Consider the following 15,279-nt stretch of genomic DNA (forward strand, 5'->3'; position numbering starts at 1 on the left):
CAGTCGTTCATAGTTTTGGTTTGCGGTGATAGTTATGCGGTACAAAGGGCATATCGGCGACAGTGCAGGCGATCTGCTTCTTGCGCTGCTCAACCGTAATAGCGGTGCCAGTGATCGACAGAGCCATCGGTACATAGGCCATCGCGATCGGGCGTTGCAGTGTTGGTGAAAAACCACCGCTGGTCACCTTGCCCACAATGTTTCCTTCGGCATCCACCACATCTGCACCTTCGCGTACAGGCTGGCGTCCTTCGACAAACAAGCCAATACGCTTGGTAGCGGCCTTGTCCGGATATTGCCCCAGCACGCGTTCAGCTCCGGCGAAATTGCCTTCTTCCCGGCGCACTTTGGAAAGTGCGAAATTCAGATTGGCCTCAACCGGCAATATTTCTGGCCCCATGTCATGCCCGTAAAGTGGTAGCCCCGCCTCCAGCCGCAAACTGTCGCGTGCCCCCAGACCAATCGGGCATACTTCATCCAGACCATTCAATGCAGTGGCAAAAGCTTCGGCATGATCTGCCGGGATACTGATTTCAAAGCCGTCTTCGCCGGTATAACCGGACCGGCTGATCCCGACAGGGACATCATTCCAGAGAAATGGTCCGGCTTCCATGAAGTACAGGTCCGTCGGTACCGGCCAACCATCCTGCAGTGGTTGAATGCCCAGCTTTGCCAGCGCCTCCGCGGCCTTCGGTCCTTGCAGAGCCAGCAAGGCCGCATCTTCCAGATGATTGATTGTCACACTCGGAGGCAATTGCGCACGCATGTAAGCCAGATCGTCATGCTTGGTTGCGCCGTTGACGACCAGATAGAGGTCGTTCCTGGCATTGGTGACCATCAAGTCATCCAATATGCCGCCATCTTGTGCGAGCAGCAACGTATAGCGGATTTTGCCCACACCCAGCGCAGACAGATTGCCCGGGGTAATCGCCTCCAGCGCCTCAGCAGCACCTTCGCCGATCAACTGGACCTGTCCCATGTGGCTGACATCAAAAAGACCTGCATTTTCGCGCGTCCAGAGATGTTCGGCCATTACGCCTTCATATTGCACCGGCATTTCATAGCCCGCAAAAGGCACCATCCGCGCGCCAAGATTTCGGTGCCAGTCACCGAGTGGCAATTGTTTCAGATTTTCAGTGGTTTCACTCATTAAATTTCCGCTCAGACATAAGACAGCTCACAGCAAAGCCCTGCAAAACTGCCCCCTCTGTCACGGAACCTGAGAGTTTCATGGCGGAACTGGTCCGGCACTTACCCCTTCGGTGGAGCGTCAGCCATTATGGCCATCCGCTCTCTTTCCAGAGTGCTTGTGAGACGATTGCGGTCCAGTAGCCTGAGAGTTTCCGGGGCGGTTGCTCCTTCGGCGGTCTTTATGTCCGGTGGGACAGAAAAACGCTCTCCCGCAATACCTCGTGATCCTCGCCCGAAAGCGCCGATCAAAAAGCAGATTCATGAGTGGATGACGTTGATGGGGGAGTCAATGATTCGATACAAAAAATGGCTTTGAAAAGCCCGCGCAGTTTACCAGCTAATTCAGGTCCCAAATTTCATCATTTTCGTGGATAAACTGCCCCGGTTTCTGCTCGTTGAGCAGCACCACCATCGCTTTGGCAACGGCAGAAGCATCAATTGATCGATAACGGCGAAAAGACCCGTGGAGGAGCTTGTCCATCAACGGGCTCACGGCGATAGCGAAGCTTTCCCCTGCGCGCTGATCATTGGTTCGTTCGCCCCGCAACAGCCCGGGACGGATCAGGTCCAGCCGATCAAAACGCTGCGCTCGCATTTTGTCTTCCGCCTGCCCCTTGATCTTCAGATAATAGCTAGAGGCATAGGAATTGGCCATGGTCGATGAAACGGCGATCATGTGTTTTGCACCGGCGTTCTTTGCCGCCTTGGCTAATGCGCTGACCAGATCACGATCCACTGCCGCAAAGGCATTTTTCGAGCCTGCTTTTTTCATTGTCGATCCGAGGCAGGAAACAATGGCATGGGGTTGAATTTCAGCAATTATTTCAGACCATTTCACAGACGGTGCAACATGCACTGTCACGCCGTCATAATTTATGTCGCGCTTTTCCCGGACAATCACATGGACATCATCAAAGCCATTGTCGTCGCGCAATTGCCGGACAAGCAAACTGCCGATCAAGCCGGTGGCACCGACGATCACTATCGGATCAGCCATGATTTTCTCCATAAATACGGGCATGACAGGTGGTAGCATATCGGTCCGTCATACCGGCCAGAAAATCCGCAATATGGCGCATGCGTTCGGGCTCTTGTGCGGGAAGCATGGCGGCCCAGCTATCCGGCATGAGGGCAGGATCAGCGCAATATGCCTTCACCAGATCCGACACAACCAAGCGCGCCGTTTCAGCAGCGTTGAGTTGTTCGGGGTGGTTGTAGAGATTGGCATACATAAAGCCTTTCAGCATTCGTTCCTTTGCTGCCATTGCTTCGGAAAAACCGCCAATCATCATCCCGGCAGCGCGAATGTCGTCAGCGGTTTTTACTCCGGATTCCTCTATTCGCCTTGTGGTCGTCTCGATCACGTCATTGACCATCAGACCAATCTGGTCGCGTACCAGCTCTGGTACCAGACGATCCTTTGCCACATCCGGGAAACTGGAGCAGATCGCTTCCCAGCGTTCCGCTATGAAAGGCAATTCCAACAGCTGGTCTACCGTCAGGAGACCGGCCCGTATGCCATCATCAATGTCGTGATTGTCATAGGCAATATCGTCGGCAACTGCCGCAATCTGGGCTTCCAGCGAGGGCCAGCTGGTCAAGTCCAGATCAAAATCTTCATTGGCCTGAGCCAATGCCCATGGCGGATTCTCAATCGGGCCATTGTGCTTGGCGAGACCTTCCAGCATTTCCCAAGTCAGATTAAGACCATCCCAGCGCGGATAAGGGCGTTCAAGCCGGGACAGGGTTCTGATTGTCTGGGCATTGTGATCAAATCCGCCAAATCCATCCAGCGCTTCTTCCAGGGCATCTTCTCCGGCATGCCCGAAAGGAGGATGACCAATATCGTGAGCCAGACACAATGCCTCGGTCAGATCTTCATTCAATCCCAGAGCACGCGCAATTGTCCTGCCGATTTGCGCGACTTCAAGGCTATGCGTCAATCTGACCCTGAAATGATCGCCGTCCGGCGCAACGAAAACCTGCGTTTTATGTCGCAATCTGCGAAATGCGATGGAGTGGATTATGCGATCCCTGTCACGCTGAAAATCATCTCGCGGTCCGCGTATTAGATTGGGAACCGGCCCACGCGCTTCATTGTGCAGGCGTCCCCGACTTTCAGCCGGATGAGATGCATAGCTAACAAGCGACATCATCCCGGTTGAATCATTTTGCAGCGAGCTTTTTGACTTCTGTGCCATTGGCACTGACCCAGGCGAATCCGTCTCCGCCAGTTTTCCTGTAGCCAGCCTCGAATTTTTTCGCGGCTTTCAGATCGCTAAATGGTCCTACGACCAGTCGCGTCATTCGCCCCCATGGAGAAGTCCAGCCTTCGACGCCCTTGAACAGAACGGTATTTTTTTTCGAAAAACGGCGATAGTCATATTTCAGGGCGTTCATGTTCGAACCGGTTGCAATCTGAACCCAAAATCGTTTCGGATGTTTGGGCTCAACTTTCTTCGGTTTCGCTTCTTCCACCTTCACCACTTCTTTGACCTTCGGTTTTGCAGGTGTGATGGCGGCGAGATCTACTGGCACGACTCCGGACGCTTTTTCGGAATCAGGAATCTCAATAGATCCGATTATCTCTGAAAGTGCTTTTTTCTCGGCTCCGCTATTGGCCGGCGGACCGCGATCCGGAAGTGATTCCGCCAGATCAAAATTAACCAGCTGGACCGGCTGTTTGGTGACAGTTTCAGGCTTGTCAGCAGGTGGCTCAACATTGCCAATTTTGACTTTGCGTTCCACCGAACGGGAGACGAGGGGCGGTCCGCTGGTGTCTGCGCCGCTGGCTACCTGCGGAAGCGCGACAACAGCTGGTGAATTCTCTCTTCCCGTGCCCTGACCGATTGCCGTCTCAAAGCCCGGCGATGCGCTTTGGGCATTCTTGATGGCTCGTTCTTTTTCGGTCATCGTCACCACCGGTTTCGGAACTGCTGCATTCTGCGCGACAGAGCGAGAATTATCCGATACGATTGGCGGGCGAACACCGCTTGGCGCTGGCAATCCGCGGCCATCTGCGAGCAGTTCGTAATTACCTTCAGCTATCGCCGATTCCGTTTCCTTGACCGTCGAGCTCACTCCGGGACGCCGTCTTTCTGACTGATCGGGCATGGCAAGCACTCTGGGCTTGTTTGCATCTTCGCCCAATGGCTTGCCCAGCGGAATCAATCCAGCATCAGCGCCTTCTCCACCGCGCACGGCAGTGTTGGCCGCATATCGCACCGATGCGACATCAACCCCAACATTCTCGCTGGCAGGGAAATGTCCAAAATGGACCGCGGCGGCCTTTTGGGCAGCCGTAAGCTTTGGCATTCGGACCAGAAAGGGTTTGATCGCCTGCGCCATTCTTTTGGCCATCGTCTGCCGTGCAATTTTGTTGGCTTCGTTGGTCTGGCCATTCATCGCCAGAATGAACACGCGGGTCCGCCAGGCGCCGCGGTCACTTTTCTGCAGCAGACTTGCAAGCTTTTCATCAGATGCCGCTATATTGCCGCTGATTCCAAGAGAGATTGCGTGTCGACTGGACAGTAAATCGCTGGGGTCATGCTGTGACGCCAGCTCATAGTCTTTTTGCGCATCTTCGTTGCGACCGATCAAGTCATAAGCCAGACCGCGATCTGCAGCGATGCTGTGAGCCGCAACACCATTGGCGATTGCCTCATCAAAATAACGCAATGCCCCAAACGGGTTCTTTTCCTTGAGCAAAGCTCTGGCCAAACCCGCTTTTACGCGGCCACTGCGAGGATAAATTTCATCCGCCTTGGCAAGAAATCCGATCGCTGCCCGCGTATCTCCCAACTTCAGAGCCGCGAGTCCCGCATCTGCGAGTGCCGATGAATCATTGGAGTTGCGCGCAATGCGCTTCAGTGCATCCTGTAATTCCGCAGTGCCCGCCCGAATGTTGGTTTGGGCCATTGCGGAAGGCGCTTCAATTCCGGCCAAGGTCAGCAATGACAGGCCGGTCAGCAACACATATTTTGAGATCAGTTTCACGAACTTTCTAGACGTTCAAATCGATTCAAAATCAAGTAGGCACGAATATTTGCGAGGCCGGTTGCCCTTCTCTGCAGACCAGCGCCGATGCCCCGCATGGATATTAATCTCCGTTGGGTTGCGAAAACAATCCAGTCATTGATTGTTCTGGCGATTCAGGAAGCGGGGAATATCCAGAGGATCGCGAGATTCATCATCTGCTTCTCCATCATCTTCGTCTTCGGCCTTTGATCCGCCGCGCGTGAGATTGGACATCCGTTCAAACAGAGTTCCCCCGCCACTTGCCACCCGAGGCGCCGGAGACCCAGGGGCTGCTGTCGCATCCCCTTCTTCAACCGCCTGGGCGCTATCGCCGCCAAGAACGAGTTCATCCTCTGGTGCATTGTCCTCAGCTGAACCGGGTGTCAAAGACGCGAAAGATGGCGCAGCGCTGTCATGCTGCTCACCGGCATCATCATAAGTTGCCGCAGGTGTGGGCGCGACGTCCTCCGCTTCCTCAACTTCTTCCGCCGCTGCAATTTCCTCTTCAATTTCCTCAGCAACGTCATCGGATACAGCCTCTGCCAGTTCCAATGGTTCTTCTTCGGATTCCACGGCTGGTTCGTCATCGTCCTCAGAAGCGAAAGAAGGAACAACCGGTTCCGCTGCTGGAGCCGGAGCGCTCATCGCAAAGCTGGAAGACGGTGCTGGCGCTGCAAGCGATGCGTCATGATCGATGCCGGTCGCAACTACAGATACCCGAATCCGTCCGTCGAGGTTCTCGTTGAATGCGCTTCCCCAGATGATGTTCGCGTCAGGATCAACCAGTTCACGAATGTGGTTGGCTGCTTCGTCGACTTCCATCAGACGCATGTCTTCGCCGCCCGTGATCGAAACGATGACACCTTTGGCTCCCTGCATCGAAACACCGTCCAGCAGCGGGTTGGCAATCGCTTTTTCTGCCGCTTCAAGAGCCCGGCCGTCGCCTTCTGCTTCACCGGTACCCATCATTGCCTTGCCCATTTCGTGCATCACACTGCGCACGTCAGCAAAGTCGAGATTGATCAGGCCAGGCATGACCATGAGGTCTGTGATTCCGCGAACGCCTTGTTGCAGAACTTCGTCTGCGAGCAGGAAGGCTTCCTTGAAAGTGGTATTGGGATTCGCCACCAGAAACAGATTTTGGTTGGGAATGACGATCAGCGTATCGACATTCTTTTGTAATTCTTCAATACCGGCTTCTGCGGATTTCATCCGCCGAGTGCCTTCAAATGTAAATGGTTTGGTGACGACACCAACGGTCAAAATACCGCGGTCGCGTGCAGCCTTGGCGATAACTGGCGCAGCACCCGTTCCGGTACCGCCGCCCATGCCCGCAGCGATGAAGCACATATGCGTGCCTTCCAGAGCCTGCTCGACCAGATCAATCGTTTCTTCGGCAGCAGCGCGGCCAACTTCTGGACGAGACCCTGCCCCCAAACCCTGTGTAATGTCAGGGCCAAGCTGAATCCGGCGCTCGGCCGGAGAGCTGTTGAGTGATTGCGCATCAGTGTTGCTGACAACAAAATCGACGCCCTCGACCTTTGCTGCGATCATGTTTGCGATGGCATTGCCACCCGCGCCGCCAACGCCGATCACGGCAATCCGCGGTTTCAGTTCCTCTACTTCGGGCGGGCCAATATTGATGCTCATCTCACTGTCTCCCAAGACATAATATAGTAGTGTATCATTTGGGTAACGCTTTGCACATTTTTGTCATCGGAATCACCCGAAAAGTTAATTTTTTTGGTAAAATTTTAAAAATTCCCCCGGATCGCTGACATAAGCCGCCCAATTACGGCGGAACCGGCATATTTATGTACGCTCTGATAGGGTCCGGAAAGCGATCTGAGATCGACCGGTTCTTCTGCAGCATAAAGCACCAGTCCTGCCAATCCGGCAAAAGCCGGACCGCTATGAGCTTCCGGCAGCGCGTTCAGACCAAGTGGACGTCCAATGCGAACCGTCTGTCCCAGTGCGGATTGGGCATAGTCCGCTATCCCCTTCAATTCAGCACCACCGCCGGTCAGAACGACTTGCCGGCCCACTGGCCCGGTAAATCCAAGACCCTTGAGTGACTGGCCGATTTCACCAACCAGGTGATCCAGCCGCTGACGGATTACGGCAATCAGTTGCGCGCGCGTAATCCGTCCATCTTCATCTGTTTCTTCGGTCTTTGTCTCCGGATCCAGTTCGATCACATCGTGATTGTCACGCGGGCTGGTGGTGGCGGAACCATAGAAACACTTGATCCGTTCGGCTTGCGCGCGGCGCATGCCAAAGGATGACGCGATATCATCGGTAATGTCAGCAGCACCATATGGCAGCGTCTGCAAACCGACCAGCATCCCGCCAGCAAACAACGAAATATTGGTGACTTCGGCGCCCAGTTCGACGAGCGCTACACCCAATTCGCGTTCTTCTTTCGAAAGACAGGCCGTGCCCGTCGCAATCGGCGAAGCGACAATGGACTTCACATTCAGATGCGCGCCCCGGACGCTCATATCTATATTGCGAACCGGCGACCCGTCAGCCAGAATAACATGGATGTCGACACCCAACCGATCAGCATGAAGCCCTTTGGGTTTTTTTACCCCGTTTAGACCGTCCAATGTGTACAGCGCGGGCTGCGCATGCAGAACCATCTTGCCCTGCGGATCAATGCTTTTGCGGCCGGCATCCAGAAGATGATCAATATCATCCTGTTCGATTCTGTGACCACCCAGTTCCGTTTCAACCGAGGTCAGCATGCTGCTCAGGCCGCCTGCAGAGAAGCTGACCCAGACATCATCAATATTGGTTCCGGCAATCCGTTCCGCCTGCTCGACTGCATCACGCACATCCAGTTCGGTTTTTTCGGTATCAGCGATATAACCGCGCTTCACGCCGGTACTGGCGCGCTGTCCGGTTCCCAAAACCGCCAGTTCCCCATTGTCCATCCTGCCGGCAATCATCGCCGTGATCTTGGATGATCCAATATCCAAAGCGGTAAATATTTTTTCCACCCGTGCGGTCATTTAGATAGTCCCTCTTCTGTATTCAGTGCGAATGGATCCGGTCAACTTTCCGGTTCGCTGTTCTTCTTTGGCGGCATCCTCAGATATGCGCGTTCTGCGTCGCGCAAGTCAAAGTGAACCACTCCGCGCCCGAGCAACCGGTTCACCCCGTCCATTCGTGCGAAGTTGAGCAGAGCTGCAGCTGCCGTATCACGTCCTTCTGGCAGTGCCAGCGTTTCACCGCTGTCAAATTCAAGATTCCAGCGTCTGTTCCCGATCCATGTCGCCCCGGTAATCATCGGACGCAGTGCCGGAGCGGCATCGAGCAAGGCAGTCAGTTCCGGAACCTGCTTGTTCGCCTTTCGGCCAACAACGACTGGCAGATCGGGGAGGTTTTCCTTACTGATATCCTCAAGCGGGAAGCCGGTCTGATCGATCAACGACAGCTTTCCATCGCGCTGCCACACGGCTGCTGGCTCCCGCTCGGTAATCTCCACCACCAGTGTATCCGGCAAACGCCGGGATATCCGAGCTTCCTTGATCCAGCCATTGCCGAGCAAATCATCGCGCACCTGATCAATATCAACCAGCATCATTGACCGGTCTTTCTGAGCCAGAGTGATCTCGTATACTTTCAGTTCGTCGATCCGGTTGATCCCCGTGACTTCGACCCGTTTGACCTCAAAGCCGGCAGACCCTACTGCAGATGCCAATTCCGAGCTGACACGCTGATTAATTCCCGAATAGTGACCCACGCTAAATGCACCGAGGATGAAGACTCCGATCAATCCCCAGGTCAGGCCTTTTTGAATTTGCGCCTCGGTTACCGGCAATGCACGGATCATTCGATCCAGAATCGAAACCTGACGCACTTTTTTGCGGTTTGACTTGCGCGGCTTGCCTTTTGTCTTTTTGTTTGTGCGCTTCATTTGTGTTGCCGTCATAATGCGTCCTTCAAGATCAGTTCGACCAGCTCTTCATAACTGATCCCCATCTGTTTTGCCTGTTCCGGTACAAGGCTGAGCGGTGTCATGCCCGGTTGTGTGTTGGTTTCCAGAACGAACAGGCCATCGGCACCCAATTCATCGTCCCAGCGAAAGTCCGTGCGCGACGTTCCCTTGCAACCCAGCACCTGATGCGCGAGCAATGCATAGTCGAGGCACAGTTTTTCGATTTTCGGATCGATATCCGCCGGGCAGATATGTTCCGTCAGCCCGTTCGTATATTTCGCATCATAGTCGTAGAAACCGGCTTTGGTTCTCAATTCAGTCACGCAAAGGGCCTTCCCTCCGACGACCGCCGTCGTAAGTTCACGGCCCTTGATGAAGGGTTCGGCAAGCAATTCTTCAAATTCCTGCCAGGGCCCGGCCACATCGCGGCCGATCGGATTGCCGTAGTTGCCCTCGTCTTTCACAATCGCGACACCGACGGATGACCCTTCGTTGACCGGCTTCAGCACATAAGGTCTCGGGAGTGGGTCGGCCAGATGTATGTCGGCGCTTTTTACCATTTTGCCGGTCGGCATCGGAATTCCTGCCGGAACCAGTTGCTGTTTGGTCAGCTCCTTGTCGATAGCAATGACCGATGTCGCCAGACCACTGTGGCTATAGGGAATTTGCATCAGATCAAGCATACCTTGCACGGTCCCATCTTCTCCGGGGCACCCGTGGAGCGCATTGAATACAACATCCGGTTTCAGGGAATCGAGGACCATGGCGACATTGCGATCCATGTCGACCCGGCTCACCTGATGCCCGCTTTTCTCAAGCGCATCAGCCACACCATTGCCGCTCATCAACGACACTTCGCGTTCGGCGGACCACCCACCCATCAATACTGCTACGTGAAGCTTGCCTGTCATGCCGCAAGCCTCGGTTCGCACAGCGCCGGTTGGGCCGAACGAATTTCTTTGGAGCTATTCTCATCCCAAGGGAATTTGCCATCCTTTGCACCGGGCCAGACTATCTGAAAGGCTTCGACCAATTCGGAACCAAATTGATCTCTGTGAAACCACATAGCCGATCCGAAATATTCCCCCACGATTTGGCTGATATGAACGGATCGCAAAATGCAAACATGTCCCTCCAGCAATCCATGAATGACCAGACCGTCCGCCAATACCAAACCATTACGGCATTGTTCCAGAACGTTGTTCACCATCGAGTGCATGAGTTTTCTGGGAAGCCCAAAAACAATGACTTCAGGCTGAGAGATCGACTGCGAGAAACCAATTGAATAGCAGAAGTCGGGTTCATCACCGTCTGCATCAAAAACGAACGTCACCTGACATCCATGTTTTTCAACATTTTCAAGAAGTTTTGTTTCGTGATCATTATACCCGCGTTCGCCTGTCATGCCGTTTCTCCGACACGTTGGATTTCCCATTGCAGTTCAATGCCGGAATGTTTTTTCACCCGGCGGCGGACTTCTTCGCCCAGCGCTTCAATGTCGGCAGACGTTGCACCGCCGAGGTTGATGAGGAAATTGCAGTGCTTTTCAGACACTTGGGCCTGTCCGACCTGCAATCCTCGGCAACCCGCTGCATCGACCAGCTGCCAGGCCTTGTGGCCGTCGGGATTTTTGAATGTCGACCCGCCGGTTTTTGTCCGCAGGGGTTGAGACGCCTCACGCTCGTCCGCAATCCGCTTCATCTCTGCACCGATGGTTTCCGGATCGCCATCGGAACCGCGAAACGTAGCGCCAACAACAATCGCACCTTCCGGCAATTCAGAATGTCGGTATGTATAGCCCATATCGGAGAGCGAAAGGGTTTTGCGCTCACCGCTGCGGTCAACAATGTCGGCCTCAATCAGTATGTCGCTGACTTCACGTCCATAAGCTCCGGCGTTCATACGGACGGCGCCGCCGATCGTGCCGGGTATTCCTCTCAGAAACTCCAACCCGGCAATGCCGTGATCGCGCGCCATGCTCGCAGCTGAAATTCCGGGCGCACCTGCGTCGCAAATCAGAACATTGTCGATTCCGAAGCGGCCCTTACTGACGGTCTCAATTCCGGCAAAAGCCTTGCCAAGCCTCACAACAACACCGCGTTTGCCACCGTCACGGATGACAAGGTTTGACCCCAGCCCCAACGGCCAGACCGCAATTTCCGGATCGAGGTCACGCAGAAAATTCTGCAGATCATCGACGTCCTTTGGTTCAAACAACCAATCCGCCGGGCCGCCTGTCTTGAACCAGACAAGCCGGTCCAGCGCGGCATTCTCAGTCAGCTTGCCGCGCACCTGGGGAAGCGTTGCGACGCTCATGAACGCGCACCCTTGATTGCATCAGCCATTCCCGCAGCCCATTTGGTGATGTCTCCGGCACCGAGGAAGACGACCATGTCCTTGTCTTCGATAACTTCCGCAAGGCGCTGAGCGAGATCCGTCTGGTCGGTCACAGTTTCGGCAACCCGGTGACCACGTCGGCGTAATCCGGCGGCCAGTGCTTCGCTGTCGATACCCTCGATCGGATCTTCTCCCGCGACAAATACCGGAGTTACATAAACCATGTCGGCGTCGTTAAAGGCCTGCTGAAATTCTTCCATATGGTCACGGAGACGGGTGAAACGGTGCGGTTGAACAACAGCGATAACGCGCCCTTCAGCACCCTCGCGCGCTGCAGACAGTACCGCCTGAATTTCGACCGGATGATGGCCATAATCATCGATAATCGACGCACCATCCACTTCGCCGACCTTGGTAAACCTTCTTTTTACGCCGCCAAACTGATCAAAACCGCTGGCAATCTGTTCATCGGTCATGCCCATTTCCAGGCCAACAGCAACAGCTGCAATCGCATTCTGGACGTTGTGGCGTCCTGGCATGGGAAGGGTTATCCCATCAATGGTGCGGGTTTCTCCATCACGGTCGCGGACAACTACATCGAAGCGATTGCCTTGTGGAATGGGTGTGACGTTCACGCCTTTAACATCAGCTTGCGCCGAAAATCCGTAGGTGATCAATCGACGATCCCGAATGCGCGGCAAAATAGCCTGTACTTCCGGATGGTCGAGGCAAAGAATTGCGGCACCGTAAAAGGGAACATTCTCGATAAACTCGACAAAGCTGTCCTTGATTTTGTCGAAGCTGCCATAGTGATCCAGATGTTCCGGATCGATGTTGGTGACCACCGCAATCGTTCCATCGAGCCGGAGAAAACTGCCGTCGCTCTCATCCGCTTCCACGACCATCCACTCACCGTCGCCAAGACGGGCGTTGGAACCATAATTGTTGATAATGCCGCCGTTGATCACGGTTGGATCAATTCCGCCTGCATCGAGCATGGCAGCAACCATCGACGTCGTCGTGGTTTTGCCGTGGGTGCCGGCAATTGCAATTGTCGACTTCAGCCGCATCAGTTCGGCGAGCATTTCTGCGCGCCGGACGAGAGGAATACGGTCCGCCAGTGCTTTTTCCACTTCGGGATTGCCGCGCTTGACCGCCGTGGATGTGACTATCACGGACGTCCCTTCGACATTTTCCGGCTTGTGGCCAATCTTGACATCAATGCCTTTGGCACGGAGCCCCTCGATGACGTAACCTTCTGCAATATCCGAACCCTGAACTGCATAGCCCATATTGTGCATCACCTCAGCGATACCAGACATCCCGATACCGCCGATGCCAACGAAGTGAATGGTCCCGATATCCGTTCCGACACCCTTCATCCGACATTGTCCTGTGCCAGAGCTTCGCGTCCGGAAGTGGCAAGAGAATTACTCTGATCTTTTACCTTGAGGGTTTTGGACAAGGGGGATGTGCCAATACTTTCGACCAAATCGGCAAGGTCACCAACAGCGTCGGGCCGTCCGCATTTTCTTGCAAAGCGCGCGGCATTTTCCAAAGCGCCCGGGCTCAGGGCCATTTTCTGCATCTGCTTGGCCAGTTCTTTCGCCGTGAAATGTGGTTGTGCAATTGCACGCGCGCCGCCGGCAGCAACCATTTCCTTTACGTTATAACTCTGGTGATCATCAGTGGCGATTGGCAATGGAATCAATATGGCCGGACGCCCTGCGGTTGTCAGCTCTGCAATGGTCGATGCGCCAGCCCGTGAAATGACCAGATGGGACCATCCCAGTCGTTGCGGCAAGTCGGGCAAATAAGTGGCCAGTTCCGCCGGAATGTCATGCTCGAGATATTTTGCGCGAACTTTTTCTATATCCTGTTCACGGCACTGCTGTGTCACCTGCAGGCGCCGGCGCAAGTGGACGGGCAACATCGCAAGAGCGTCCGGGACAATGTCGGACAATATCGTTGCGCCCTGACTGCCACCGGTAACCAACACACGAAAGATACCTTCTTCGGCCAGAGGTGGATAAGGCTCATCACGAAGTGCAATCACTTCCTCACGCACAGGATTTCCAACCAGATGGACCTTGTGCACATGCTTTGGTTTTAGCTTCAGTATGTCGGGATAGGATGTGGCAATAGCATTGACGGTTCGGGCAGCCAGTCGATTAACCCTTCCAAGAACAGCATTTTGTTCATGTACAATCGTCGGGATCTTGTTGCGGTTGGCTGCCAGCAAAGCGGGGAAAGCAGGATAACCGCCAAAGCCAATGACCGCAGAAGGTTCAAATGTCTTATAGAGCTGCAGCGCCATGCTGCGACCTTTCATGATCGCGCGAGCACCCGAAAGCCAGCCTCTTGGGTCTTTGGTAATGCGGCCGGCGGGAAGGATATGCGCTTGCCCGTCATCAACCATGCCAGGAATTTTCTCTCCGCGTTCGTCTGTAATCAAAGCGACCCGATGACCTCGTGACACGAGCTCTTTCGCCAGCGCATAAGCCGGGATCATGTGTCCGCCGGTTCCGCCAGCTGCAAGAACATAATGTTTGGTAAAACTCATCGCGTCGCTCGTCCTTCCGGTGTCCATTCTCTGACATATTGAGAACGATCCAGATACGGGTTTCTCCGTGTAAATGCCAGCAACAGTCCTGCGCCCAGTGAAAGCGCAATGAACGAAGAGCCGCCATAGCTGATAAAGGGTAACGTCATGCCCTTGGACGGGAAGAGTTGCAGATTAACCGCCATGTTGATCAGCGCCTGCCCACCAAATTGGGCAGTCAGTCCGGCTACGGCCAGAATGATGAAATTATCCTCTTCATCGAGCAACCGCAAGAAGACCCGGACAATGATGGCGAGATAAACCAGCGCAATTGCGATACAGGCCAGCAACCCGAATTCCTCACCTATGACCGAGAAGATATAGTCAGTATGCGCCTCGGGCAGTTTGAACTTAGCGGTTCCAAGACCAGGCCCGGTCCCCAACAAGCCGCCACCAGTCAAAGCTTTATGTGCCAGCATTACCTGATCAAACTCATCACCACCAAACAGCCAGGAGTTGATTCGCTGGGTTGCGACCGGATACAGGAAATAGGCTGATATCATGCCGCCAACTCCCAATATGCTGATACCGCCAATGATACGCGCGGACAGCCCGGAAATCATCATCAGCACAAACCAGATGCCGCAAAAAATGATCGTTTGCCCAAGATTTGGCTGCATCATCAGGAGCAAGGCCACGACCCCGGTGAGAACAAAGGACAAAGACACAACCGGCAACGACTGATCTTTGACGCGCAAGGATAGCAACCAGCCCACCGATACCGCGTAAAACGGTTTGAGAAACTCTCCCGGTTGCAATGTGGCGAAGCCATAGCCAATCCAGCGTTGGGCTCCGTTGACAGAATGCCCCATAATCGGAACCAGAAACAGCAGCGCAAACGCGCCGATCGCTGCGAGGATCGCAAACCGCCGGGCCTGCTCCTTGGGCAACATCGACACAACCAGCATAACCGGTATGCCCACCGCAACCCAGCCCAGCTGACGATAAAAATAATAAAGCGGGTCAAGTGTGACGGCAGCTGTGCTGTGTTTTAGCGCCGAAACGGGCGAGGCAGCCGCAACGGCGATCAGACCGATCGCAACCAACGACATGATGAGCGCCAGCAATACCCGGTCGAGTTCCCAGAACCAGACGGATAATGGCGAGCGATCACTTCTACCCAGGCGGGATTGAAGCTGAAAACGTTTCCTCTGCAGACCTGCTGCAAGTTCTGGCATCACGCTGGTTG

General features: G+C 54.4%; 13 protein-coding genes and 1 riboswitch. All 13 genes read right to left on the reverse strand.

Translation table 11 applies throughout. The features are described from left to right. Window positions 1–7: 7 nt before the first annotated feature. Window positions 8–1,150, reverse strand: a complete 1,143-nt coding sequence (gene gcvT / locus ABJI30_RS09525; protein WP_348017956.1) for a glycine cleavage system aminomethyltransferase GcvT — start codon at window positions 1,148–1,150, stop codon at window positions 8–10. Between the two features lie 161 nt (window positions 1,151–1,311). Continuing rightward, window positions 1,312–1,413: riboswitch (glycine riboswitch) on the reverse strand. Window positions 1,414–1,528: 115 nt separating this feature from the next. Then, window positions 1,529–2,188 carry an NAD(P)H-binding protein gene (locus ABJI30_RS09530; RefSeq protein ID WP_348017957.1) on the reverse strand — a complete coding sequence of 220 codons (660 nt, stop codon included), beginning with the start codon at window positions 2,186–2,188 and terminating at the stop codon, window positions 1,529–1,531. Continuing rightward, the gene (locus ABJI30_RS09535; protein WP_348018171.1) at window positions 2,181–3,347 is read right to left on the reverse strand and encodes a deoxyguanosinetriphosphate triphosphohydrolase; all 1,167 of its coding nucleotides are present in this window, start codon (window positions 3,345–3,347) and stop codon (window positions 2,181–2,183) included. Before ABJI30_RS09535 ends, ABJI30_RS09530 begins: the two co-directional genes overlap by 8 nt. Window positions 3,348–3,357: 10 nt before the next feature. Beyond that, window positions 3,358–5,187: an SPOR domain-containing protein gene (locus ABJI30_RS09540; protein ID WP_348017958.1), complete on the reverse strand. Its 1,830-nt coding sequence runs from the start codon at window positions 5,185–5,187 to the stop codon at window positions 3,358–3,360. A 135-nt stretch (window positions 5,188–5,322) separates the two neighbouring features. Beyond that, the gene (gene ftsZ / locus ABJI30_RS09545; protein ID WP_348017959.1) at window positions 5,323–6,858 is read right to left on the reverse strand and encodes a cell division protein FtsZ; all 1,536 of its coding nucleotides are present in this window, start codon (window positions 6,856–6,858) and stop codon (window positions 5,323–5,325) included. Between the two features lie 104 nt (window positions 6,859–6,962). Further along, window positions 6,963–8,222: a cell division protein FtsA gene (ftsA, locus tag ABJI30_RS09550; protein ID WP_348017960.1), complete on the reverse strand. Its 1,260-nt coding sequence runs from the start codon at window positions 8,220–8,222 to the stop codon at window positions 6,963–6,965. Window positions 8,223–8,263: 41 nt separating this feature from the next. Continuing rightward, on the reverse strand, window positions 8,264–9,130 hold the full coding sequence (locus tag ABJI30_RS09555; RefSeq protein WP_348017961.1) for an FtsQ-type POTRA domain-containing protein: 867 nt from the start codon (window positions 9,128–9,130) through the stop codon (window positions 8,264–8,266). A gap of 11 nt (window positions 9,131–9,141) precedes the next feature. After that, on the reverse strand, window positions 9,142–10,062 hold the full coding sequence (locus ABJI30_RS09560) for a D-alanine--D-alanine ligase (protein ID WP_348017962.1): 921 nt from the start codon (window positions 10,060–10,062) through the stop codon (window positions 9,142–9,144). Then, the gene (locus ABJI30_RS09565; protein WP_348017963.1) at window positions 10,059–10,556 is read right to left on the reverse strand and encodes a DUF4262 domain-containing protein; all 498 of its coding nucleotides are present in this window, start codon (window positions 10,554–10,556) and stop codon (window positions 10,059–10,061) included. The genes ABJI30_RS09560 and ABJI30_RS09565 overlap by 4 nt, the downstream gene beginning before the upstream one ends. Beyond that, entirely contained in the window at window positions 10,553–11,467 is a 915-nt protein-coding gene (gene murB / locus ABJI30_RS09570; protein ID WP_348017964.1) for a UDP-N-acetylmuramate dehydrogenase, read from the reverse strand. Before murB ends, ABJI30_RS09565 begins: the two co-directional genes overlap by 4 nt. After that, entirely contained in the window at window positions 11,464–12,870 is a 1,407-nt protein-coding gene (gene murC, locus ABJI30_RS09575; RefSeq protein WP_348017965.1) for a UDP-N-acetylmuramate--L-alanine ligase, read from the reverse strand. The genes murB and murC overlap by 4 nt, the downstream gene beginning before the upstream one ends. After that, a complete protein-coding gene (gene murG, locus ABJI30_RS09580) occupies window positions 12,867–14,051 on the reverse strand; it encodes an undecaprenyldiphospho-muramoylpentapeptide beta-N-acetylglucosaminyltransferase (protein ID WP_348017966.1) in 1,185 nt (394 codons plus the stop codon). The genes murC and murG overlap by 4 nt, the downstream gene beginning before the upstream one ends. Further along, entirely contained in the window at window positions 14,048–15,268 is a 1,221-nt protein-coding gene (locus tag ABJI30_RS09585; protein ID WP_348018172.1) for an FtsW/RodA/SpoVE family cell cycle protein, read from the reverse strand. Before ABJI30_RS09585 ends, murG begins: the two co-directional genes overlap by 4 nt. Window positions 15,269–15,279 lie beyond the last annotated feature (11 nt).

Source organism: Parasphingorhabdus sp., assembly GCF_039968395.1.
Taxonomy (GTDB): domain Bacteria; phylum Pseudomonadota; class Alphaproteobacteria; order Sphingomonadales; family Sphingomonadaceae; genus Parasphingorhabdus.